This window comes from uncultured Oscillibacter sp. (assembly GCF_950073225.1).
Taxonomy (GTDB): Bacteria; Bacillota; Clostridia; order Oscillospirales; family Oscillospiraceae; genus Oscillibacter.
On record NZ_CATMPS010000017.1, the window covers coordinates 15,397 to 35,610 of the forward strand.

Below are 20,214 nucleotides of genomic sequence, written 5' to 3' on the forward strand. Positions count from 1 at the left end.
CGGGCGGTCCCTCACTGTGTCAGCAGAACCAGGTTCCGGTCCGTGATGAAGTTGGGCACGCTGTAAACCACGGCAATGGCGTCCAGCCCGTTATCCTCCGCGTACTTCGCGGCGGAATAGCGGTAATACCGGGGGTCCAGCAGGTGGACCTCCTCAAAGCGCAGGGCCAGGAAGGGGGCCAGGGAATCCGCGTAGGAATCCCGGATCACCAGCAGCTTCCCCTCCCCTTCCGGGTTCTGAATGACGCAAAGCGGCTGGTTGCCCCCCAGAAAGGCGGAGTATTTATCCTTCTTCCCCAGATAGTCCCAGTCATACAGCCCCGCCTCCTTCGGCGTGCCGTCCCGCCAGGAGGTGACCGTCAGGCCGCTTTCCTCCACCCAGAACTCAATGCTGTCCGGCTCCAGCCAGTGAATGCCGGACTGGGAATACAGGGTCCCCTGGAACCCGTTGGAAACCGGGAGGTCCCGCGCCTTCACCGCCTCCGGCTCCGGGACCTCTTCCCCCCGGCCCAGGGCCTCCATCAACGCGGCATAGCCGTAGTAGGCCCCCAGGGTGGTCCAGTGATGGTCCGTGCGGTAGAAAATCCCCTCCCAGGTCCTCTCCCCGGCATGGTCCCGGAGGGCCGTCAGGAAATCAATAGGCTCCACGCCCTCCAGCTCCGCCGCCCGCGCGATGAAAGCCGCCTGGTCCCAGCTCTCCGCCCCCCTGGGCAGGCGGTCCCGCCAGATTTCCGCCGCCGAGGGGATCAGGCCCAGGTACACCGGAAGCTCCGTCCGCTCCGCCAGGCGGGAAACGTAGCTCAGGTTCTTCTCCTCCAGGCCGTCCTTGGGCGGCTCCACCTTGGCGATCAGGGCATCGCCGCAGAGGTAGACTCCGTTGAACTCCCGCTTGCCCAGGACTTGCTCCGTCCGGGCCTTGAGACCCGTCCATTGGTCCCGGAGGGGGAACTGGTCCGCGAAGTACTCCTCCACGCCCTTGGTAAAGCTGCCGTCCTTCAAGTCCTCCCAGGAGAATTCCGGGAACTGGGCCAGGATCCGGTTCTCCACGTCGGAGCGGTCCCGGTCCGGCAGGAGGAGGTGCCAGACAAGCAGCCCCCCCAGAAACACGCAGAAAAAGGCCGACAGGAAGCGGCTGTATCTTGTTGTCATCTCACCGCCTCCTTAAAACCGGAAATACAAGAAGGGATTGTAGCTGCCGTCCACCAGATAAGCGGTGGAGACAACCAGCCCCAGGGCCATCAGCACCGGGGCCAGGACCTTCCTCCCCCGCTCCGGTATCTTCTTCCAAAGGTCCGCCGCCAGGGTGGTGGAGCCCAGGGCCAGCAGGAGCAGAATCAGCGCCCAGCTCCGCAAACGGTACCCGTCCGGGGCGGACCAGAGGGGCCCTCCCCCAAAGCACACCGCCAGATACCGTCCGCAGACTCCCAGGTCCTCCATGGCGAAGATGCCCCAGCCCACGAAGACCACCAGCAGCGTATAGAACCGCTTCACCAGAACCGGCGTCCGGGCGAGGAGGTCCCGGAAGACGAACCGCTCCAGAATCAGCCACAGGCCGAAATACAAGCCCCACAGGACAAAGTTCCAGCTGGCCCCGTGCCAGAAGCCGGTGCAGAACCAGACAATGAGCAGGTTCCGAAGGGTCTTGGCGCTCCCCGCCCGGCTGCCCCCCAGGGGGAAGTACAGGTACTCCCGAAACCAGGAGGTCAGGGACATGTGCCAACGCCGCCAGAACTCCCCCACAGAGGTGGAGAGATAGGGGTGGTCAAAGTTCTCGTCAAACCGGAAGCCCAGAATCCGCCCCAGGCCGATGGCCATGTCGGAGTAGCCGGAAAAGTCAAAGTAAATCTGAAGGCCGAAGGCGAACAGCCCCGTCCAGCCCCCTGCAACCGTCAGCGCCCCGGCGTTTTGAGAGGCCTGGCAGATCTCCCACAGGGCCCCGGCGGCGTTGGCCAGCAGCACCTTCTTGGCAAGGCCCGCGGTAAAGCGGCAGGCTCCTTCGGCAAAGTCCCGGGACGTGACGGTCCGGTGAACCAGCTCCGCCGCCACGGTCTTGTACTTCACGATGGGCCCGGCGATGAGCTGGGGAAACAGCGTCACGTAGGCCCCGAAGCCGATGATGTTCCGCTGGACCGGCGCGTCCCGGCGGTAGACGTCGATGGTGTAGCTCATGGTCTGGAAGGTGAAGAAGGAAATGCCCAGGGGCAGGGGCAGTCCCAGCTGGGGAACCGTTATCCCCGGAAGCAGGGACAGATTCGCCGCCAGGAAGTCCCAGTACTTGAAAAAGCCCAGGAGCAGAAGGTTGAACACCACCGACTGCCCCACGAACCAACGGGCCAGCCGGTCCTGCTGCCGGAACCGCTCCACCAGGAGGCCGTGGGTGTAGTCGATGAAGATGGAGAGGAGCATAACCCCCACGTACACCGGCTCTCCCCAGCCGTAGAAAAAAAGGCTGGCCAAAAGCAGCACAAAATTACGCCGCCGAAGCGGCGTAAGAAAGTACAGCGCCAGCGTCAGCGGCAGATATCCGAACAAAAACGTCAGGCTGCTGAAAACCATGGCCTACTCCTTGGATTGGAATTGGAGGCGGAACTGCTCCTCTAAAACCTCCTGATGCGCCCCGGAGGCAATCAGGGCCACGTAGGCCCCCTCCCGCAGCACCTTGGCCGCCTTCCAGGCCTCCAGGCTCTCGGGATACCAGGCCCCGCCCTCCGCCTGGGCGTCGATTCGGGCCTGGAGGATGGCGGCGGCGGACTCCGCGTCCTCCTCCGTCTCCCCCTGCATCAGCACAATCTCATTCACGTCGGAGCTCATGGCCGGGATCTTGACAACCAGCTGCTTCGCGGGGATTTCGGAAAGGCCGGGGTAATAGCCCTCCAGCAGCTCCCCCTCCACGTCCGCCATGTAACCCTCTTCCCAGCCGCAGGACTCCTCCATCCCGGCGTACAGGGTGTTCAGGGCAACATCCGGCTCCTCCGTCCCGCCTTCTTCCCGCTGCCTGCCGCAGCCGGAAGCCAGCAGCAGCAGAGCCGCCAGAATCCATACCGCTCTCTTCTTCAAACGAATCTCCTCCCGCTCCCAGTTCCCGGACTGCCGGGAAAATTTTCTCGTTCTGTTCCTTGTTTTTATACAGGATTCGCGCTATAATTTCAACATCAAATCTGTAACATTCCGTAACAGTTCTTCCCTGCGGTTGTTACTTTCTGGAGGTTCGCCATGTACAGTTTCCGAAACGACTACAGCGAGGGGGCCCACCCCAAGGTGTTAAAGGCCCTCACCGAGACCAATTTCCAGCAGACCCGGGGCTACGGCCTGGACCCCCTCTGCCAAAAAACGCGGGACCTCATCCGCTCCCTCTGCGCCGCGCCGGACGCGGACGTCCACTTCCTGGTGGGGGGCACCCAGACAAACCTGCTGGTGATTGAGTCCATGCTGAAGCCCTATGAGGCGGTGATCTCCGCCCACACGGGCCACGTCAACGTCCATGAAACCGGGGCCATCGAGGGCACGGGCCACAAGGTCATCGCCGTCCCCGGCCCCGACGGGAAGCTGACCCCCGCCATGATCGAGTCCGTGCCGGAGCTCCACAGCGACGAGCACCAGGTAAAGCCCGCCATGGTCTATGTCTCCAACACCACGGAGATCGGAACCGTCTACTCCAAGGCGGAGCTCCAGGCCCTCCGGCAGTGCTGCGGCAAGCACGGCCTCCTCCTCTTCCTGGACGGGGCCCGGCTGGGGCCCGCCCTGGCCTGCGGGGACCTGACCCTGCCGGACTACGCGGCCCTCACCGACGCGTTTTACATCGGCGGCACCAAAAACGGCGCCCTCTTCGGCGAGGCCCTGGTCTTCGCCAAGCCCCGTCCGGACTTCCGCTGGCACATGAAGCGCCGGGGGGCTATGCTGGCCAAGGGCCGTTTGCTGGGGGTCCAGTTCCAGGCCCTGCTGGAGGATGAAACCTATCTGGAGGCCGCCCGCCATGCCAACGCCCTGGCCCTCCGCCTCCGGGACGGGGTGGCCGCCCTGGGCTATCCCCTGCCGGTGGAGTCCCCCTCCAACCAGCAGTTTCCCGTCCTGCCCAACGAAGCGGTCACGAAGCTCCAGGATATGGGCTATGAGTTCGAGGTGGACCACGCCGTGGACGCGGGGCACACCATGATCCGCCTGGTAGCCAGCTGGGCCACGCCGGAACAGGCGGCGGAGGACTTCCTCCGGGACCTGGCCTCCTGCAAGTAACGCTCCCAACGCGCCCCCTCCGGGTTGGCCGGAGGGGGCGCGTTTTTCGCGGCTACTGAATGTGCTCCTCAGGAAAATTGTCCAGCACCCGGAAGCCCATCTCCTCGGACGTCGCCAAGGGGTACTTGTAGATGGAATCCGGGTCTTGAATGGGGCAGATCCTCTTTTCCGGCTCCAGCCGGAGAAAGGGCTTGCCATCGTCAAGGTTATTCACTGCGCGCCTGTCCTCTGACATGAAACATCACCTCAGAAACAGCATGCGCAAAACCTCGAATTCTATGTTGAAATTTAATGTAAATTCATCAGGCGGATGCCCGCCTCCTTGTCCCCGGCCACAATGATGTGGACGTCGTCCCGGAAGCGGTAGTTGGGGTCCACCAGGGGGACCACCACGTCGCCGCTCTTCACGCCCAGGATGTTGACGTTGTATTTCCGGCGGACCTCCAGCTCCATTACCGTGTGGCCCTCCCACTCCTCGGGGATCTCCAGCTCGAAGATGGCGAATTTCGGCGTCAGCTCAAAGTAGTCGAAGACATTTTCGGCGGAGAAGCGGATGGCGGCCCGGCGGGCCATGTCCATCTCCGTGTGGACCACATGGTCCGCCCCGATCTTCCGCAGGAATTTAATCTGCCGCTCCTGGTCCGCCCGGGCCACCACGAACCGGGCCCCCAGCTCCTTCAGGGCCGCCGTGGCCTCCAGCGAGCACTGGAAATCGTCCCGGACGCAGACGAAGCAGATGTCGAAATTCCGCACGCCCAGGGACTCCAGCACCTGCTCGTCCTGGCAGTCCCCCACACAGGCGGCGGTGGCCATGCCCGCCACCTTCGCCACCTTCTCCTCGTCCTTGTCCAGCACCATAACCTCATTCCCCAGCTCCAGCAGATACCGGGTCAGGTGCCGCCCGAAGCGGCCCAGGCCGATGACCAAAAAGGATTTCATGCTCCGTCCTCCCTCTCAACCAATCAAAATCTTCTCCGGCACATAGCGCAGGCCGTTCCCGGCGTCCCGCCCCTTTGTCACCGCCATGGCAACGGACATGCTGCCCACCCGTCCGGCGAACATCATCAAAATCACCGTCCACTTGGAAAGAAGCGGCAGCGAGCCCGTCAGGTTCCGGCTGAGGCCCACGGTGCTCATGGCGGAAAAAGTCTCGTACAGCGCGTCCACCAGGCCCGCGCCCTGGACGCACAGCACCATGCAGCCGCACAGGGCCCCGAAAAGGTAGATGCCGGCGGTGGAGTAGGCCTTGTGGATGTCCCCCTCGTCCAGGCGGCGGCGGAAGACGTTCACGTCGCCCTGCCGCCAGATCCGGGCCCGGACCCCCAGGGCCAGCACCGCGAAGGTGTTCACCTTTACGCCACCTCCCGTAGAGCCGGAGGCCGCGCCCACAAACATCAAAGCCAGCATCAAAAGCACGCCCCCCTGGCTCAGGGAGGACTGGTCCACCGAGGCGAAGCCCGCCGTCCGGGCCGTCACCGACTGGAACGCCGCCATCAGCGCCCGGGTGGGGCCGTCCGCCCCGGCGAAGGCGTGGTCCGCCTCCAAAAACCAAAAGGCAATCCCGCCCCCGGCAAAGAGGAGCAGCGTCACCGTAAAGGCGATTTTGGAGTGAAGCCGCCAGCAGCGGAAACGCCGCCCGTGGGTCAGGATGTCGTCCCACACCAAAAAGCCCAGGCCCCCGCAGATGATCAAAGCCATCAGCACGAGGTTTAAAAGGGGCTCTCCCGCCTCCGTGGTGATGGACGCGCCGGTGCCCAGAAGGTCAAAGCCCGCGTTGCAAAAGGCGGAGACGGCGTGAAACACCGCCATCCACAGCCCCTTTCCCAAGCCGTACCGGGGGCAGAACCAGAGGGCCAGCAATAGGGCTCCCAGGCCCTCGCACATAACCGTCACCAGCAGGGCCCGCCGGGCCAGGCGGACAACGCCCCCCAACTGCAAGGCCCCCACGCTGTCCTGGAGCAGGGCCCGCTGCCGCAGTCCCACCCGCCGCCGGGCCAGCAGCGCCGCCGGGAGGGAGGCCGTCACAAAGCCCAGGCCCCCGATTTGGATGAGCAGCAGCAGGACCGCCTGGCCGAAGGCGCTGAACTGAGTGGCGGTGTCGTACACCGTCAGTCCCGTGACGCAGGAGGCCGACGCGGCGGTAAACACGGCGCTGGTCCAGGGAATGCCCTCCCCGCTTCGGGAGGCGATGGGCAGGGACAGCAGGCACGCCCCCGTCAAAATCAGGAGGGCGAAGCCCAGGGCGAGGGTCTGCACGGCATTTGGTCTTCGCATAAGGAGCGTTCCTCCTAAAATATGGTTTCCCTTTCTATTATACCCCGTTTTTTCCCATTTGCAAGTGGCCCCTGCGTCATTCCAGCAGGAGCAGCCGCTTCAGGAACTCCACGCCCTGGGGCAGGACCGTCTCATCGTCGAAGCAGAACTCGGGGGAGTGGAGCTCCGGCGTATCCCCCACGCCCAGCAGGAAGAACAGGCCCGGAACCCGCCGCTGGTAGAAGGAGAAGTCCTCCGCCGTCAGCGTGGGGGCCGCCAGCGGCAAGGGGGCGTGCTCCCCCAGCCCGGCGCGGACCATCTCGTAAAGCCCCTCGTGGTTCCAGACGGCGGGGTAGCCCTGGCTTAGATGAACCTCTACGCCGCAGCCGGTTTCCGCCGCGACCTCCCGGCCGATCTCCTCCAGCCTTTGGCGGCAGAGGGCCTGGGCCTCGTCCCGGAAGGTGCGCAGGCTCCCCTCCAGCACCGTCCTGCCGCTGACGGCGTTGCGGACCGTGCCGGAGACCATCTTTCCAAAGCGCAGCACCACCGGCTCCTCCCCCGGCAGGGCCTTTGCCATCTCATAGGCCCGCAGGAGGTACTCCGCCCCCGCCGCCAGGGCGTCGACGCCCTCCGCCGCCTTGCCGATGTGGACGCTCTTCCCGGTGAGGCGCACCGTCACCTCGTTGGACCGGGCCATGATGGGGCCGGGGCGGCAGTAAACCCGTCCCTGCTCCAGCTTGGGCCACAGGTGCATGGCGAAGACCCGGGCGGCACGGTACCGTTCCAGGATTCCGGTATCACAGAGCTTTTCCGCCCCACCGGTGGTCTCCTCGGAGGGCTGGAAGAGAAAGAGGACGTTCCGGGGCAGCTCCGCCCGGCGGGCGGCGGCGTACTCCGCCAGGGCCAGGGCCATGGCGGTGTTCCCATCATGGCCGCAGGCGTGCATGGCCCCGGAGTTTTCAGAGGAGAAATCCAGGCCGGTGGCCTCCTCAACGGGCAGGGCGTCCATGTCCGCCCGGAAGGCCACGGTTTCGGCCTTCCCGGCGTCCAGATAGGCGCAGACGCTGGAGGGAATGGGAGAAAACGCCTCCATCTCAAAGCTGGCCAGGGCAGAATGAACGTAGGCGCAGGTCTCCGGCAGACGGTCGTCCAGCTCGGGGATGCGGTGCAGGGCGCGGCGGTATTCAACTACAGGCTGCATAGCGGGGCCTCCTTGCGTTTTATTCAGCAAACCACAATATAGCACGTTCCGGCGCTTCCCGGCAAGGGGCGGCGGCGTTTTCGTCGGTTTCCACAAGGACTTTTTGCGCCTTCCCCCTTGCAACCGGGTTTGGAAGATGATATGATAGCCAAAAATGAGATAGAGGCGCGGAGACGATGAGGTCGCGGGAGCCGGCAGGCTGGGAACGCGAGGGAGGCAGCTCCGCCGAATCTTCCGCCCAGGCGTGGGCGGAGGATGGGCCCGGGGGAAAAACCTCCGGGACTGTCCGCGGCTCAAAGCCGCGGGGGCGCTATCCGCTTACAGAACCGCCGTTTTCGGCGTGGAGCCTGTCGGTAGGAGCGCGGCCTCTACCGGCTTTTTTATACGATTTCCCATCCCCGACTCTATACAAAACTGGAGGGCATTCAAATGAAATTCAACAACCCCACCGGCTCCATCGTCGCCATGATTACCCCCTTCCGCCAGGACGGAAGCGTCAACTTCGACGTGCTCACCGGCCTTTTGGAGCGGCAGATCGCCGCCGGGACCGACGGCATCCTCACCCTGGGCACCACCGGCGAGTACCCCACCATGAGCCATGAGGAGGACGCCTCCGTGGTGGCCCACACCGTCAAGGTGGTAAACGGCCGGGTACCCGTCATCGTGGGCAGCGGCTCCAACTGCACCGCCACTCAAATCGAAAAGAGCGTGGAGTACCAGGACATGGGGGCCGACGCCCTGCTGCTCATCGCCCCCTACTACAACAAGGCCAACCCCGAAGGCATGGTCCGCCACTTCGCCGAGACGGCGGATAAGGTAAAGATTCCCTGCCTTCTGTACAACGTGCCCGGCCGCACAGGCTGCTCCATCCCCGTCTCCGTGGTGGAAACGCTCAGCAGGCACCCCCAGATCTGCGGCATCAAGGAGGCCAGCGGGGATATGTCCTACGCCATGAAAATCGCCCACTGCGTGGGGCCGGACTTTGCCCTCTACTCCGGCAACGACGACATCACCCTGCCCCTGATGAGCATCGGCGGAAGCGGCGTCATCTCCGTCTTCGCCAACGTGATGCCCGGCATGTGCCGCCAGATTGTGGCGGACTACGCCGGGGGAAACCAGGCCCGGGCCCTGGAAAACCACCTGAAATACCTGAAGCTGATGAACGGCCTCTTCATGGAGGTCAACCCCATCCCCGTCAAGTCCGCCATGAACATGATGGGCCTGAACGCGGGGCCCATGCGCCTTCCCTTGTGCGAGATGAGCGGCGAGCATCAGGCGGCCCTCCGGGCCATGCTGGAGGAGGCGGGTCTGCTGTGAACTATATTTTGATCGGCCGGGGGAAAATGGGCTCCCTCATCCGGGAGACGGCCCAGGCCGCCGGAGACGAGATTCAGGCCGCCTTTGACATCAACGACATCGACCAGCTGGGCAAGCTCGGAAAAGCGGCCGACGTGGTCATCGACTTCTCCCGGCCCGGCTCCCTGCCGGAGGTGGCGTCCTATGTCCGCCGGACCGGCACGCCCCTGCTCTCCGGCACCACCGGCCTCTCCCAGACGGACCACGCCCTGCTGGAGAGCCTGGGCGCGTTTGCCCCGGTGCTCTGGTCCGCCAACTACTCCCTGGGCGTGGCCGTCCTCTACCGGGCCCTGGCGGCAGTCTCCGGGGTGTTGAGGCCGGACTTTGACATCGAGCTGACGGAAACCCACCACAACCAGAAGGCCGACGCTCCCAGCGGCACCGCCAAGCTGCTGCTGGAGGCCATCGACCCCGCCCGCGCCCTGACCCCGGTCTATGGCCGGGAGGGAAACACCGGCCAGCGGCGGAAGGAGGAAATCGGCGTCCACGCCCTCCGGGGCGGCACCGTGGCGGGGACCCATACCGTCCACTTCTTCGGCCCCGACGAGGAGCTGGAGTTCACCCACCGGGCCGCCAGCCGTCAAATCTTCGTCAACGGCGCGCTGCACATGGCCCGGCTGCTGCCGGGGAAGCCCAACGGGGTATACGACCTGCAAAAAATCCTGTTTGGAGAGTGAGTTACTTTTCTTGAAAGAAACGTAAAAAAACGTTATCTTGCTGCGTCATGCAGTGGTTAACCCAGCCCCTGCGACGGCAGCGCAGCCGCATCTTTATGGAGGATTCTTTATGAACGCACAGGAGATCATCGACTATATCGCGAACTCGGAAAAGAAGACCCCGGTCAAGCTCTATGTGAACACCACCGCTCCCGTGGACTTTGGATCTGCCAAGGTCTTCGGCGGTCAAAACAGCTTCACCGTCTTCGGCGACTGGGCGGAGCTGGGCCCCATTCTGGAGGCCAGCCGGGAGAAGATCGCCGACCTTGTCATTGAGAACGACCGCCGGAACTCCGGCGTGCCCCTGCTGGATTTGAAGGGGGTAAAAGCCCGTATCGAGCCCGGCGCCGTCATCCGGGAGAAGGTGGAAATCGGCGAAGGGGCCGTCATTATGATGGGGGCCGTTATCAACATCGGCGCGGTGGTGGGCCCGGGCACCATGATCGACATGGGGGCCGTGCTGGGCGGACGGGCCACGGTGGGGGCCCGCTGCCACATCGGCGCGGGGGCCGTGCTGGCCGGCGTGGTGGAGCCCGCTTCCGCCACCCCCGTCGTCGTGGAGGACGGCGTGCTGGTAGGGGCGAACGCCGTGGTTATTGAGGGGGTCCGCATCGGCAAAAACGCCGTGGTGGCCGCCGGGGCCGTGGTCATTGAGGACGTGCCGGAAAACGCCGTGGTGGCGGGAAGCCCCGCCCGGGTTATCAAGATGAAGGACGAGAAAACCGAGGGCAAGACGGCCCTGGTGGACGCGCTCCGAAAACTCTAAAGCCAAAGAAACCGCCTGGGAAGCTGCTTCCCAGGCGGTTTTTCTCACCAAATCAAGGTCGCGAAATAGTCCTCCAGCGTCTCCGCCCGGCGGATGAGGTCCACGCCGCCGTCCTCCCGGAGGAGCAGCTCCGCCGAGCGGAGCTTGCCGTTGTAGTTGTAGCCCATGGAAAACCCGTGGGCCCCCGCGTCGTGGATCACCAGCAGATCTCCCCGGTCCACCTTGGGCAGCATCCGGTCCACGGCAAACTTGTCGTTGTTCTCGCAGAGGCTTCCCGCCACGTCGTATTTGTGGTCGCAGGGGGCGTTCTCCTTCCCCATCACCGTGATATGGTGGTAGGCCCCGTACATGGCCGGGCGCATCAGGTTGCAGGCACAGGCGTCCACCCCGATATACTCCTTGTAAATGTGCTTTTCATGAATGGCCCGGGTGACCAGGTGCCCGTAAGGGGCCAGCATGTAGCGGCCCAGCTCCGTATACAGGGCCACGCCGTCCATCCCGGCGGGGACCAGAATCTCCTCGTAAGCCTTGCGCACGCCCTCTCCAATAACGGCAATGTCGTTTTCCGGCTCCTCCGGGCGGTAGGGCACCCCCACGCCGCCGGAGAGGTTGATGAAGGTGACCCGGCACCCCGTCTCCGCCTGGAGCTCCGCCGCCAATTGGAAGAGGATGCGGGCCAGGGCGGGGTAATAGTCGTTGGACAGTGTGTTGGAGGCCAGGAAGGCGTGAATGCCGAACTCCTTGGCCCCCAGCTCCCTCAGCCGCCGGAACGCCTCCGCCAGCTGGGGCCGGGTCATGCCGTACTTCGCGTCGCCGGGGGTGTCCATCACCTGCACGCCGTCCCGGCTCTCCCCCAGGGTGAAGACCCCGCCGGGGTTATAGCGGCAGCAAATCTTCTCCGGCACCTTCCCCACAGCCTTCGTCAGGGTGTCGATGAGGGTGATGTCGTCCAGGTTGACAACGCCCCCCAGGCGGCAGGCGGCTTGGAACTCCTCTTCCGTGGTGTTGTTGGAGGAAAACATAATCCCCGCCTCCCCGGTGACGCCGCAGCGCTCCGCCAGGGCCAGCTCCGCCAGGGACGAGCAGTCGCAGCCGCAGCCCTCCTCATGAAGGATTTTTAAAATGGCGGGGGTCGGCGTGGCCTTCACGGCGAAGTACTCCCGGAAGCCGGGATTCCAGGCGAAAGCGGCCTTTAGCCGCCGGGCGTTCTCCCGGATGCCCTTCTCGTCGTAGATGTGGAAGGGCGTGGGATATTGGGCGGCAATGGACTCCAGCCGGTCCTTTGTGACAAAGGGTGTTTTCATAAAACGACCTCGCATCTTTTAAAATCTGATTTTTCTATTGTATCCGTCCCCTTCCCGCCCTGTCAAGAAGTTTCCCCAAATCCCGCGATATTCTTTCTAAAAAACAGCCCTTGCCTTCCGCCGCCTCCGGCGGTACAATGGAGGGGACAACCATCATACGGAGGTATCTCTATGGGAAAAATCGTTGTGAACGCCGTGGGCGAGCAGTGCCCCATTCCAGTGGTAAAAGCCACCCGGGCCCTGCGGGGGATGACCGAGCCCGGGATTTTGGAGGTCCATGTGGACAATGAAATCGCCGTGCAGAACCTGACCCGGATGGCCGCCGGGCACAAGCTGGAAGCCAAATCCGAGAAGCTGGGCGCGAAGGAATTTGTAGTCTCCATGGAGGTGACGGCCCCCGCCGGAGAGGCCCCCCTGGAGGAGCCGCCCCTGTCCTGCGCCCCGGACCAGAGGGGGGATCTGGTGGTGGCGGTGGACAGCGCCGTCATGGGCCATGGCAGCGACGAGCTGGGCGCGGTGCTGATGAAGGGCTTCCTCTTCGCCGTGGGCCAGCTTCCCGCGCTGCCGAAGACCATGCTCTTCTACAACGGCGGAGCCCGTCTCACCTGTAAGGGCTCCAGCTCTCTGGAGGACCTGAAAAGCCTGGAGGCCCAGGGAGTGGAAATTCTTACCTGCGGCACCTGCCTGAACCACTATGGACTGACGGAGGAGCTGGCCGTGGGGAGCGTGACCAATATGTACTCCATCGTGGAGAAGCTGGCGGGGGCGGGCCAGGTGGTCAAGCCGTGATCTACCTGGACAACGCCGCCACCACCCGGACCAAGCCCCCCGCCGTGGCCCAAGCCGTGCTGGAAGCCCTGTCCTCCTACGGAAACTGCGGCCGGGGGGGGCACCAGGGGGCCTTGTCCGCCGCCCGGGCCATCTACGAAACCCGGGAAAAAATCGCCGCCCTGCTGGGCTGTCCCCGGGCGGACCATGTCTGCTTCACCCAGAATTCTACCCAGGCGCTGAACATCGCCGTCTGCGGCCTGCTGAGGCCGGGGGACCATGTGATTTCCACGGACCTGGAACACAATTCCGTCCTCCGGCCCCTGTACCGCCTCCGGGACGCGGGGGCGGCGGTGGATTTCGTCCCGGCGGACAGCCGGGGGCGGCTGGACTACTGCGGGTTTGAACGCCTTCTCCGTCCGGAAACAAAGGCCATCGTCTGCACCCACGCCTCCAACCTGACGGGGGACGCGGTGGATATCGCCCGGGTGGGCCGCTTCGCCCGGAAGCACGGCCTCCTTTTTATCCTGGACGCCTCCCAGACGGCGGGAGTCCTCCCCATCGACATGTCGGCAATGGGCATCGACGTGGTGTGCTTCACCGGCCACAAGAGCCTGATGGGCCCTCAGGGCACCGGGGGGCTGTGCCTCCGGGAGGGGCTGGAGGTCCGCCCCTTCACCGTGGGGGGCACCGGGGTACAGAGCTACTCCGAGGCCCAGCCCGGCGAGTATCCCACCCGATTAGAGGCCGGGACCCTCAACGGCCACGGCCTGGCGGGGCTGAGCGCCGCTTTGGACTTCCTGTCGGAAACCGGCATTGCGCGCATCCACGCCCATGAGGACGCCCTGGCCCGCCGGTTTTATAAGGCGGTCCGGGATCTGCCGGGGGTAACGGTCTACGGGGATTTCTCCGCCCCGGTCCGGGCCCCTGTCGTGACGCTGAACATCGGGGATTTTGATTCCGCCGAAGTCTCCGACGAGCTGGCGGAGCGCTTTGGCATTGCCACCCGCCCCGGGGCCCACTGCGCCCCCCGGCTCCACCGTACCCTGGGGACGGAGGAGCAGGGGGCCGTCCGGTTCTCCTGGTCGTACTTCAACACGGAGGAGGAGACCGCCGCCGCCGCGGAGGCGGTCCGGGTCCTGGCCCGGGAGGCGCTGGAAGGATGAGGCAAAAAACCGAGAAGTGCGTGGTGACCTTCCGCACCACGGCGGGGGCCATGGCCATGGAGGCCGCCTGCAGCGCGGAGGGCCTTCCCGGGCGGCTGATTCCCGTGCCTAGGAGCGTCACCGCCGGATGCGGCCTGTGCTGGGCCGCGCCGCCGGAGAGCCGGGAGGTCTTGGAGGAGCTGGTCATAAAAAAACGCTTGGATGTGGACGGGATTTATGCTATCATCCTCTAAGAGGTGATGCGCGTGAGCAGTATCTGCGAGGACTGTGTCTGCTATGACTACGACGAGGAGCTGGAAGCCTTCGTCTGCACCATGGACCTGGACGAGGACGAGATGGAACGCTTTTTGAAGGGGACCAACACCGCCTGCCCCTTCTACCGCCCCGGCGGGGACTACAAGACGGCGGCGAAGCAGTAAGGGAGGGCGCTATGGAACTGGTAGACTTATACGATGAAAACCGCCTCCCCCTGGGGAAGACGGCGGAGCGAAGCGTCCCCAAGGGCCCCGGCGAGCTGCGGCTGGTGGTCCATGTCTGCGTCTTTGACCGCCGGGGGCGGCTGCTGATCCAGCAGCGGACCCGGTCAAAATTCATCTTCCCGAACCTCTGGGACGTGTCCGTAGGCGGCGGCGTGGACGCCGGGGAGACCAGCCGCCGGGGGGCGGAGCGGGAAGTCCGGGAGGAGCTGGGCGTTTCCCTGGACCTGAGCGGCCTCCGGCCCTCGGTGACGGTGAACTTCGACGGCGGCTTTGACGATTTTTACATCCTCACAAAGGACCTCTCCATAGAGGGCCTGACCCTCCAGGAAGAAGAGGTGCAGGCCGTCCGCTGGGCCTCTCTGGAGGAAATTTTGGACATGCTGGGCCGGGGAGCCTTCATTCCCTACCCGGAGAGCTTCCTGCGGTTCCTCTTCGATATGCGAAAGCAGTTCGGCTTTCCCACGAAATAGCGGCAAAAAACCGGAAGGGGCCTCCCCTTCCGGTTTTTTCAGGAATCGCTCTCCCCGTATTCCTCCTGCCAGGCGGCCATCTCCGCCTCGTCCTTGTCGTCCAGGGCGTGCAGGCCGCTCCGGCCCTCCATGTGGTGGGTCAGCTCGTGGGAGAGGGTCTGCCGGAGCTCTTGCTCCCACTCCTCTTCGGTCCAGTCCTCGTTTTCCGCCATGGCGGCGAAGGAGCCATAGTAGAGGTTGATATACCGTCCCAGCAGATCGTCGCAATACTCCCCCAGGATGTATACCTGCCCCTTGGGAAACTCCTGGTCCGGCACGGCCTCCTCCTGGAAGTTCACGCCGCCGTTGAGCCCGTCGAAAAGGGCCTCCGGGAAGGACTCCGCCAGCGTGTCCAGCAGGTCCCCCGCCTGTTCAAAGCTCAGGACCATGGCCCCTCCAAAACGGCGGCTTCCAGCTCCTCCACGGTGTCCGCCAAACGGTCCGCCCCGGCCTCCTCCAGGGAGGCCCGGGGGCGGAAGCCCCAGGTGACTCCGCAGGCCTTCAATCCCGCGTTATGGCCGGTGTGGATGTCTGTTGCGCTGTCCCCCACGAAGAGGGTGGTTTCCGGCTCCGCGCCCAGCTCCTTCATGACGCCGCGAAGCCCCGCCGGGTCCGGCTTCACAGGCACGCCGTCCACCTTTCCCCGGACCAGCCGGAAAAAGCCGGGCAGGTAGTGCTCCACGATCTCCCGGCTGAAGCTGTCCGCCTTGTTGGAGTAGACGGCCATCCGGACTCCGGCGGCTTTCAGCCGCTCCAAAAGCTCCGGGACGCCGGGATAGGGCGCGGTGGCGTCCATGTTGTGCTCCCCGTAGTACTCACTGAACTGGGCGAGGGTGTTCACCAGAATCAGGGGGCTCTTGCAGCCCTCGGGGGAAAATTTGGAAACCAGGTTGGGGATGCCGTGGCCCACCATGGCCTTGAACGCCTCCAGGGAGTGCTCCGGCCAGCCGTTGCGGCGGCAGACCCAGTTCCCCGCGGCGGCCAGGTCCTCGATGGTGTCCAAAAGGGTCCCGTCCAGGTCGAAAATCACGGTTTGATACATACGCACCTCATCATCAGTATCATCAGTTTTCAATATCGGGAAGGGGCTTGACCGCTTAGCCTGTCCGCCCCTCAAATATTCTAACAAGCCCCCTTTCCCTTTGCAAGTGACGAAGGGACTGAAAGCCAAGGCTTTGCGCGGCGGCTTTTTTAGCGTATCTGGCAAAAAGGAACGGGAAACCGGAAGGGGCGCCCTTGACTTTTTCTCCCAAAGCGTGGATAATGGCAGTGTCTTATTACCAAACCCGCCGGGCTTCCCCGGCTTGACATGGAGGTTTACCTATGGCGACCGACAGCCGCTTTTTCCAGGACATGGAGGACCGCATCCCCAAGGGGACGGTCCGCACCCGCTTCGCCCCTTCCCCCACGGGCTACATGCATGTGGGCAATCTCCGCACCGCCCTGTACACCTGGCTCATCGCCCGGCATCACCACGGCACCTTTATCCTCCGCATTGAGGACACGGACCAGGGCCGCCTGGTGGAGGGCGCCACGGACGTGATCTACCGCACCATGGCCGAGTGCGGCCTGACCCATGACGAGGGCCCCGACGTAGGCGGCCCCACGGGGCCCTATATCCAGTCGGAGCGCCGGGACCTCTACGGGAAGTACGCCAAGCTCCTGGTGGAAAAGGGCGCGGCCTACTACTGCTTCTGCGAGAAAACCGAGTCCGAGGAGGACAGCGGAAACTTTGACCGGGCGGCGGACCCCTGCCGGGCGCTCTCCCAGGAGGAGATCGACGCCAACTTGCTGGCGGGAATGCCCTACGTCATCCGCCAGCGCATCCCCCAGGAGGGGACCACCACCTTCCACGACGTGAGCTTTGGCGACATCACAGTGGAAAACAAGACCCTGGACGACCAGGTGCTTTTGAAGCGGGACGGCCTGCCCACCTACAACTTCGCCAACGTGGTGGACGACCACCTCATGGGCATCACCCATGTGGTCCGGGGCAGCGAATACCTCTCCTCCGCCCCGAAATACAATCTGCTCTACGAGGCCTTCGGCTGGGAGATTCCCACCTACGTCCACTGCTCCCCCGTCATGCGGGACCAGCACAACAAGATGAGCAAGCGCCACGGGGACCCCTCCTATGAGGACCTGATTGCCCAGGGCTATCTGACCCCCGCCGTGCTGAACTACGTGGCCCTGCTGGGCTGGGCCCCCAAGGGGGAGCGCAGCGAGCAGGAGGTCTTCTCCCTGGAGGAGCTGGTGGACGCCTTCGACATCGCGGGCATCTCCAAGTCCCCCGCCATCTTTGACATCGAAAAGCTGACCTACTTCAACGCCCTGTACCTGCGGGCCATGGCCCCGGAGGACTTCGCCAAAATCGCGGAGCCCTATATCCGGCAGGCGGTGAAAAACCCCGCCGTTGACCCGGCGGCGGTGGCCGCCCTGCTCCAGGCCCGGTGCGAGAAGCTGACGGACATCCCGGAGAAGGTGGACTTCTTCGACGCTTTGCCGGAGTATGACGTTTCCCTCTTCACCAACAAAAAATCCAAGACCGACGCAGAGGTCTCCCGGAACATGCTGGAAGCCGCCGTCCCCGCCCTGGAGGCCCTGGAAAGCTGGACCCAGGATTCCGTCCACGACTGCCTCATCGGCCTGGCGGAATCCCTGGGCGTCAAGAACGCCACGCTGATGTGGCCCGTCCGCATCGCCGCGGCGGGCAAGCAGGTAACTCCCGGCGGCGCGGTGGAAATCTGCCACATCTTAGGCAGGGAGGAGACCCTCCGCCGCCTCCGCCTCGGCCTTGGGAAGCTGTAATCCCTCCCCCCGCATAATCTGAATGAAGGACTGGTTTTATCACATGAGCAAGCTCACCATCCCCCAGGGCTATCGGATGCCCCTGAGCAACAATGAGCTCCAGCGGGCCATTGAACTCATCCACGAGGACTTCCAGCGCAACCTCACCCTCCGGCTGAACCTTCACCGGGTCTCCGCCCCCCTGTTCGTGGACGGGCGCACCGGCCTGAACGACGATCTGAACGGCGTGGAACGGCCTGTGACCTTCGACATCCCCGACGTGGGGGCCGAGGGCCAGGTGGTCCACTCCCTGGCCAAGTGGAAGCGCCTGGCCCTCAAGCGCTATGAGTTCCCCCAGGGCATGGGTCTTTTCACCGACATGAACGCCATCCGCCGGGACGAGGTGGTGGACAATCTCCATTCCATCTATGTGGACCAGTGGGACTGGGAGAAGCACATCGGCCAGGAAGACCGGAAGCTCCAGTATCTAAAGGACACGGTGCGGGACATCGTGGGCGGGCTGTGCGACACCGCCTCCGTTCTGCGCAACCACTTCCCCGCCCTGACCTTCCGGCCCGACCGGGACGTGTACTTCATCACCACCCAGGAGCTGGAGGACCGCTTCCCGCACCTGGACCCCGCCGGGCGGGAGACGGAGATCTGCCGCAAGCACCGGACGGTGTTCCTCATGCAGATCGGCAAGACCCTGAAATCCGGGAACCGCCACGACGGCCGGGCCCCGGACTACGACGACTGGGAGCTGAACGGGGACATTCTCATGTGGAACCCGGTGCTCCAGCGCTCTTTTGAAGTGTCCTCCATGGGCATCCGGGTGGACGCGGCGGCCATGGACCGCCAGCTCACCGCTGCCGGGTGCGACGAGCGGCGGAAGCTGCCCTTCCACCAGATGCTTTTGAACGGGGAACTGCCCCAGTCCATTGGCGGCGGCATCGGCATGTCCCGTGTGTGCATGCTGCTGCTGGAGGCCTGCCACATCGGTGAGGTCCAGGTCAGCCTCTGGGACAAGGAGACCCTGGAAGGCTGCGAAAAGGCGGGAATTACCCTCCTGTAAAGCCTGTGAATATAGAGAAGGACCGGAGGGGAAGCGTCCCCGCCGGTCCTCTTTTTTCTTACTGGCTCGCGTCCGTGCCGCCGTCCTCGGGCCGGAGGAAAATCTCCTCGCCGTCCTCCGTCTCATGGCGCTCGATTTCCCATTCCCCCTCCGGTTCCGTCCGTTCGTTGGTCCAGCCCATGTCGTTCTCCGTCAGGAACGCCTCCGCCGCTGCGGGGTCCGCCTTGGCGGAGTCCAGGGGCAGGGTGAAGAGGGCGTGGACGCCGGTGAAATCGTCCGCGAAGGCGATGGTCCCGTCTTCCGCCACAGTGAAAATGTCGTTGCTGGGCGCGAATCCCTCATAGAAGGCCATGTAGACCGTGCGGTCCGCGAACATCTCGATGCTCTGGGTGTCCAGCAGGTAGTAATACACGCCGTCCTTGGCAAAGCCCTGTGCAAAGGCGCTCAGGGTCCAGTTGTTCACCGCTGCGGGGGAACAGCCCGCCACCAGGGGGGTCATGGTGTAGCCGCTGAAATCGAAGGTCTCATTCTCCAGCGGCGTGCCGTCCAGCCGCCGCAGGGCCAGGACGGAATAGGTGTGGTCCTTTTCCAGGTCCTGGTTCAAAACGTCCAGGTTCCGCCCGGACACCAGGCCCAGCAGGGTGATGGAGAAGTCCCCGCTCTCCACGGTTTCGTTGATCTCGATGGCGTCGGGGCCCTCAAAGGCCTCCGCCAGCAGGGGCTGGTTGTGCTCCTCCGCCACCTGGGCGGGGGTGAGCCAAGCGTAAGCGGCGGACACGGACACCGCCAGCAGGGCGATACAGGCGGCGGCCAGCACCGCGATTTTTTTGGTTTTGCTGATAGTCATGTCAGTACGCTCCTTTTCCAATTCGCGGGCGCGATTTCGCAGCAGGTCCGCCGTCCGCTCCTGAAAATCCGCGGAAAAGGAGAGCTCGTCGAAAGCCTTTCGGTAATCGTTCATACAACGTCCTCCCTCAGCATCTGCCGCAGCCGCTCCCGGCCACGGGCCAGGCGGGTGCCCACCGTGGCGGCGGGCAGGCCCAGCAGTTTGGCAATTTCTTTGATGGAATATCCCTCATAGTAATGGAGGTGGATGACGGCCCCGTACATCTCCGGCAGGGCCCGGACGGCGGAGCGAAGCTCCTCCCCGGGGCTCTCCGGGGCCGCGGGCTCCGTCACGTCCTCCAGAGGGACGTTGCGCTGTTCCGCCTTCCGGCGGATGTCGCTGGCGCGCTGAAGGGTGGTGCGGATCAGCCAGGCCTTTTCGTGCTCCGGGTCCCGGAAGACGGGCCGGGCGGTAAGCAGGCGCAAAAACGCCTCCTGCACGGCGTCCTCCGCGTCGGCGGAGGAACCCAGGCGGGTGCACGCCAGCCGCAGCAGCATGTCGCTGTAGGCCGAGACAATCCGGCGGATGGTTTCATCGGTACCAAATGGAACCACGTTCCTCACTCCCTTCTGCTTACAACACGGCTGGGCGGCGGGAAATTTTTCACCCTGCCGGAAAAAACCTTCGGCTTTATTATAAATGGTACTTTCCCACAAAGACTTTGTGAAATCTCACAAAAAGGGAAAAAAGCTATGACAAATCTGAGGGGGTGTTGTATAATG

Annotated in this window: 23 protein-coding genes and 1 riboswitch; of the genes, 11 read left to right on the forward strand and 12 right to left on the reverse strand. The window is 64.2% G+C overall.

Annotated elements, in window-relative coordinates:
- Nucleotides 1–11 precede the first annotated feature (11 nt).
- The 3 genes from Q1M04_RS09620 to Q1M04_RS09630 are packed head-to-tail and all read right to left on the reverse strand — an operon-like array spanning nt 12 to nt 3,056.
- Nucleotides 12–1,148: a DHHW family protein gene (locus Q1M04_RS09620; RefSeq protein ID WP_297998824.1), complete on the reverse strand. Its 1,137-nt coding sequence runs from the start codon at nt 1,146–1,148 to the stop codon at nt 12–14.
- A gap of 12 nt (nt 1,149–1,160) precedes the next feature.
- Nucleotides 1,161–2,555 carry an MBOAT family protein gene (locus tag Q1M04_RS09625; RefSeq protein ID WP_297998826.1) on the reverse strand — a complete coding sequence of 465 codons (1,395 nt, stop codon included), beginning with the start codon at nt 2,553–2,555 and terminating at the stop codon, nt 1,161–1,163.
- 3 nt (nt 2,556–2,558) lie between these two features.
- Nucleotides 2,559–3,056 carry a DUF4358 domain-containing protein gene (locus Q1M04_RS09630; RefSeq protein WP_297998828.1) on the reverse strand — a complete coding sequence of 166 codons (498 nt, stop codon included), beginning with the start codon at nt 3,054–3,056 and terminating at the stop codon, nt 2,559–2,561.
- Between the two features lie 156 nt (nt 3,057–3,212).
- Between Q1M04_RS09630 and Q1M04_RS09635 the strand changes: the two genes are divergently transcribed.
- Nucleotides 3,213–4,229, forward strand: a complete 1,017-nt coding sequence (locus Q1M04_RS09635; RefSeq protein WP_297998830.1) for a low specificity L-threonine aldolase — start codon at nt 3,213–3,215, stop codon at nt 4,227–4,229.
- 52 nt (nt 4,230–4,281) lie between these two features.
- Here the strand turns inward: Q1M04_RS09635 and Q1M04_RS09640 are convergent, their stop codons facing one another.
- The 4 genes from Q1M04_RS09640 to Q1M04_RS09655 all read right to left on the reverse strand — a co-directional run bounded on the left by Q1M04_RS09640 (nt 4,282) and on the right by Q1M04_RS09655 (nt 7,683).
- Nucleotides 4,282–4,443 (reverse strand): hypothetical protein, encoded by a 162-nt coding sequence (locus Q1M04_RS09640; protein WP_243413885.1) that lies wholly within the window; start codon nt 4,441–4,443, stop codon nt 4,282–4,284.
- Nucleotides 4,444–4,517: 74 nt separating this feature from the next.
- Nucleotides 4,518–5,168 (reverse strand): TrkA family potassium uptake protein, encoded by a 651-nt coding sequence (locus Q1M04_RS09645; RefSeq protein WP_293280008.1) that lies wholly within the window; start codon nt 5,166–5,168, stop codon nt 4,518–4,520.
- 15 nt (nt 5,169–5,183) lie between these two features.
- Complete coding sequence (locus Q1M04_RS09650; protein ID WP_297998833.1) at nt 5,184–6,503, reverse strand: TrkH family potassium uptake protein; 1,320 nt, start codon at nt 6,501–6,503, stop codon at nt 5,184–5,186.
- 76 nt (nt 6,504–6,579) lie between these two features.
- Nucleotides 6,580–7,683, reverse strand: coding sequence for a M20 family metallopeptidase (locus Q1M04_RS09655; protein WP_297998835.1), 1,104 nt, complete (start codon nt 7,681–7,683; stop codon nt 6,580–6,582).
- 152 nt (nt 7,684–7,835) lie between these two features.
- A riboswitch (Lysine riboswitch) is annotated at nt 7,836–8,004 on the forward strand.
- Between the two features lie 108 nt (nt 8,005–8,112).
- Here Q1M04_RS09655 and dapA point away from each other — a divergent pair.
- From dapA to dapD, 3 genes are all read left to right on the forward strand, one after another.
- Entirely contained in the window at nt 8,113–9,000 is an 888-nt protein-coding gene (gene dapA, locus Q1M04_RS09660; RefSeq protein ID WP_297998837.1) for a 4-hydroxy-tetrahydrodipicolinate synthase, read from the forward strand.
- Entirely contained in the window at nt 8,997–9,716 is a 720-nt protein-coding gene (gene dapB, locus Q1M04_RS09665) for a 4-hydroxy-tetrahydrodipicolinate reductase (protein ID WP_297998839.1), read from the forward strand. Before dapA ends, dapB begins: the two co-directional genes overlap by 4 nt.
- A 109-nt stretch (nt 9,717–9,825) precedes the next feature.
- Nucleotides 9,826–10,521: a 2,3,4,5-tetrahydropyridine-2,6-dicarboxylate N-acetyltransferase gene (gene dapD, locus Q1M04_RS09670; RefSeq protein WP_297998841.1), complete on the forward strand. Its 696-nt coding sequence runs from the start codon at nt 9,826–9,828 to the stop codon at nt 10,519–10,521.
- Nucleotides 10,522–10,565: 44 nt separating this feature from the next.
- Here dapD and Q1M04_RS09675 read toward each other — a convergent pair whose 3' ends face one another.
- Entirely contained in the window at nt 10,566–11,825 is a 1,260-nt protein-coding gene (locus Q1M04_RS09675) for a diaminopimelate decarboxylase (RefSeq protein WP_297998843.1), read from the reverse strand.
- 171 nt (nt 11,826–11,996) lie between these two features.
- Here Q1M04_RS09675 and yedF point away from each other — a divergent pair, with 171 nt between their 5' ends.
- Genes yedF through Q1M04_RS09700 form a run of 5 tightly spaced genes read left to right on the forward strand, consistent with a single transcriptional unit; the run spans nt 11,997 to nt 14,708 of the window.
- Nucleotides 11,997–12,614, forward strand: coding sequence for a sulfurtransferase-like selenium metabolism protein YedF (gene yedF, locus Q1M04_RS09680; protein WP_293280001.1), 618 nt, complete (start codon nt 11,997–11,999; stop codon nt 12,612–12,614).
- Nucleotides 12,611–13,759 (forward strand): aminotransferase class V-fold PLP-dependent enzyme, encoded by a 1,149-nt coding sequence (locus tag Q1M04_RS09685; protein WP_297998845.1) that lies wholly within the window; start codon nt 12,611–12,613, stop codon nt 13,757–13,759. The genes yedF and Q1M04_RS09685 overlap by 4 nt, the downstream gene beginning before the upstream one ends.
- Nucleotides 13,756–13,992 (forward strand): DUF3343 domain-containing protein, encoded by a 237-nt coding sequence (locus Q1M04_RS09690; RefSeq protein ID WP_297998847.1) that lies wholly within the window; start codon nt 13,756–13,758, stop codon nt 13,990–13,992. Before Q1M04_RS09685 ends, Q1M04_RS09690 begins: the two co-directional genes overlap by 4 nt.
- Before the next feature lie 6 nt (nt 13,993–13,998).
- A complete protein-coding gene (locus tag Q1M04_RS09695) occupies nt 13,999–14,178 on the forward strand; it encodes a DUF6472 family protein (RefSeq protein WP_204789610.1) in 180 nt (59 codons plus the stop codon).
- Between the two features lie 11 nt (nt 14,179–14,189).
- A complete protein-coding gene (locus Q1M04_RS09700) occupies nt 14,190–14,708 on the forward strand; it encodes an NUDIX domain-containing protein (protein WP_297998848.1) in 519 nt (172 codons plus the stop codon).
- 38 nt (nt 14,709–14,746) lie between these two features.
- Here Q1M04_RS09700 and Q1M04_RS09705 read toward each other — a convergent pair whose 3' ends face one another.
- Complete coding sequence (locus tag Q1M04_RS09705; RefSeq protein ID WP_297293860.1) at nt 14,747–15,136, reverse strand: metallopeptidase family protein; 390 nt, start codon at nt 15,134–15,136, stop codon at nt 14,747–14,749.
- Complete coding sequence (locus Q1M04_RS09710) at nt 15,127–15,789, reverse strand: HAD family hydrolase (RefSeq protein WP_295757959.1); 663 nt, start codon at nt 15,787–15,789, stop codon at nt 15,127–15,129. The genes Q1M04_RS09705 and Q1M04_RS09710 overlap by 10 nt, the downstream gene beginning before the upstream one ends.
- Nucleotides 15,790–16,070: 281 nt before the next feature.
- Here Q1M04_RS09710 and gltX point away from each other — a divergent pair, with 281 nt between their 5' ends.
- Nucleotides 16,071–17,555 (forward strand): glutamate--tRNA ligase, encoded by a 1,485-nt coding sequence (gene gltX, locus Q1M04_RS09715; RefSeq protein WP_297998850.1) that lies wholly within the window; start codon nt 16,071–16,073, stop codon nt 17,553–17,555.
- Between the two features lie 43 nt (nt 17,556–17,598).
- Entirely contained in the window at nt 17,599–18,606 is a 1,008-nt protein-coding gene (gene asnA, locus Q1M04_RS09720) for an aspartate--ammonia ligase (RefSeq protein ID WP_297998852.1), read from the forward strand.
- Nucleotides 18,607–18,664: 58 nt separating this feature from the next.
- Here asnA and Q1M04_RS09725 read toward each other — a convergent pair whose 3' ends face one another.
- Together Q1M04_RS09725 and Q1M04_RS09730 are read right to left on the reverse strand one after the other, a co-directional pair.
- A complete protein-coding gene (locus Q1M04_RS09725; protein ID WP_297998854.1) occupies nt 18,665–19,567 on the reverse strand; it encodes a hypothetical protein in 903 nt (300 codons plus the stop codon).
- Nucleotides 19,564–20,046: an RNA polymerase sigma factor gene (locus Q1M04_RS09730; RefSeq protein ID WP_204789604.1), complete on the reverse strand. Its 483-nt coding sequence runs from the start codon at nt 20,044–20,046 to the stop codon at nt 19,564–19,566. Before Q1M04_RS09730 ends, Q1M04_RS09725 begins: the two co-directional genes overlap by 4 nt.
- Nucleotides 20,047–20,214: the final 168 nt, after the last annotated feature.

Bases quoted from the DNA above. Each gene is read 5' to 3' on its own strand.
- Q1M04_RS09620 (WP_297998824.1), bottom strand. From the start codon at position 1,148: ATGACAACAAGATACAGCCGCTTCCTGTCGGCCTTTTTCTGCGTGTTT.
- Q1M04_RS09625 (WP_297998826.1), bottom strand. From the start codon at position 2,555: ATGGTTTTCAGCAGCCTGACGTTTTTGTTCGGATATCTGCCGCTGACG.
- Q1M04_RS09635 (WP_297998830.1), top strand. From the start codon at position 3,213: ATGTACAGTTTCCGAAACGACTACAGCGAGGGGGCCCACCCCAAGGTG.
- Q1M04_RS09645 (WP_293280008.1), bottom strand. From the start codon at position 5,168: ATGAAATCCTTTTTGGTCATCGGCCTGGGCCGCTTCGGGCGGCACCTG.
- Q1M04_RS09650 (WP_297998833.1), bottom strand. From the start codon at position 6,503: ATGCGAAGACCAAATGCCGTGCAGACCCTCGCCCTGGGCTTCGCCCTC.
- Q1M04_RS09655 (WP_297998835.1), bottom strand. From the start codon at position 7,683: ATGCAGCCTGTAGTTGAATACCGCCGCGCCCTGCACCGCATCCCCGAG.
- dapA (WP_297998837.1), top strand. From the start codon at position 8,113: ATGAAATTCAACAACCCCACCGGCTCCATCGTCGCCATGATTACCCCC.
- dapD (WP_297998841.1), top strand. From the start codon at position 9,826: ATGAACGCACAGGAGATCATCGACTATATCGCGAACTCGGAAAAGAAG.
- Q1M04_RS09675 (WP_297998843.1), bottom strand. From the start codon at position 11,825: ATGAAAACACCCTTTGTCACAAAGGACCGGCTGGAGTCCATTGCCGCC.
- yedF (WP_293280001.1), top strand. From the start codon at position 11,997: ATGGGAAAAATCGTTGTGAACGCCGTGGGCGAGCAGTGCCCCATTCCA.
- Q1M04_RS09690 (WP_297998847.1), top strand. From the start codon at position 13,756: ATGAGGCAAAAAACCGAGAAGTGCGTGGTGACCTTCCGCACCACGGCG.
- Q1M04_RS09695 (WP_204789610.1), top strand. From the start codon at position 13,999: ATGCGCGTGAGCAGTATCTGCGAGGACTGTGTCTGCTATGACTACGAC.
- Q1M04_RS09700 (WP_297998848.1), top strand. From the start codon at position 14,190: ATGGAACTGGTAGACTTATACGATGAAAACCGCCTCCCCCTGGGGAAG.
- Q1M04_RS09705 (WP_297293860.1), bottom strand. From the start codon at position 15,136: ATGGTCCTGAGCTTTGAACAGGCGGGGGACCTGCTGGACACGCTGGCG.
- Q1M04_RS09710 (WP_295757959.1), bottom strand. From the start codon at position 15,789: ATGTATCAAACCGTGATTTTCGACCTGGACGGGACCCTTTTGGACACC.
- gltX (WP_297998850.1), top strand. From the start codon at position 16,071: ATGGCGACCGACAGCCGCTTTTTCCAGGACATGGAGGACCGCATCCCC.
- asnA (WP_297998852.1), top strand. From the start codon at position 17,599: ATGAGCAAGCTCACCATCCCCCAGGGCTATCGGATGCCCCTGAGCAAC.
- Q1M04_RS09725 (WP_297998854.1), bottom strand. From the start codon at position 19,567: ATGAACGATTACCGAAAGGCTTTCGACGAGCTCTCCTTTTCCGCGGAT.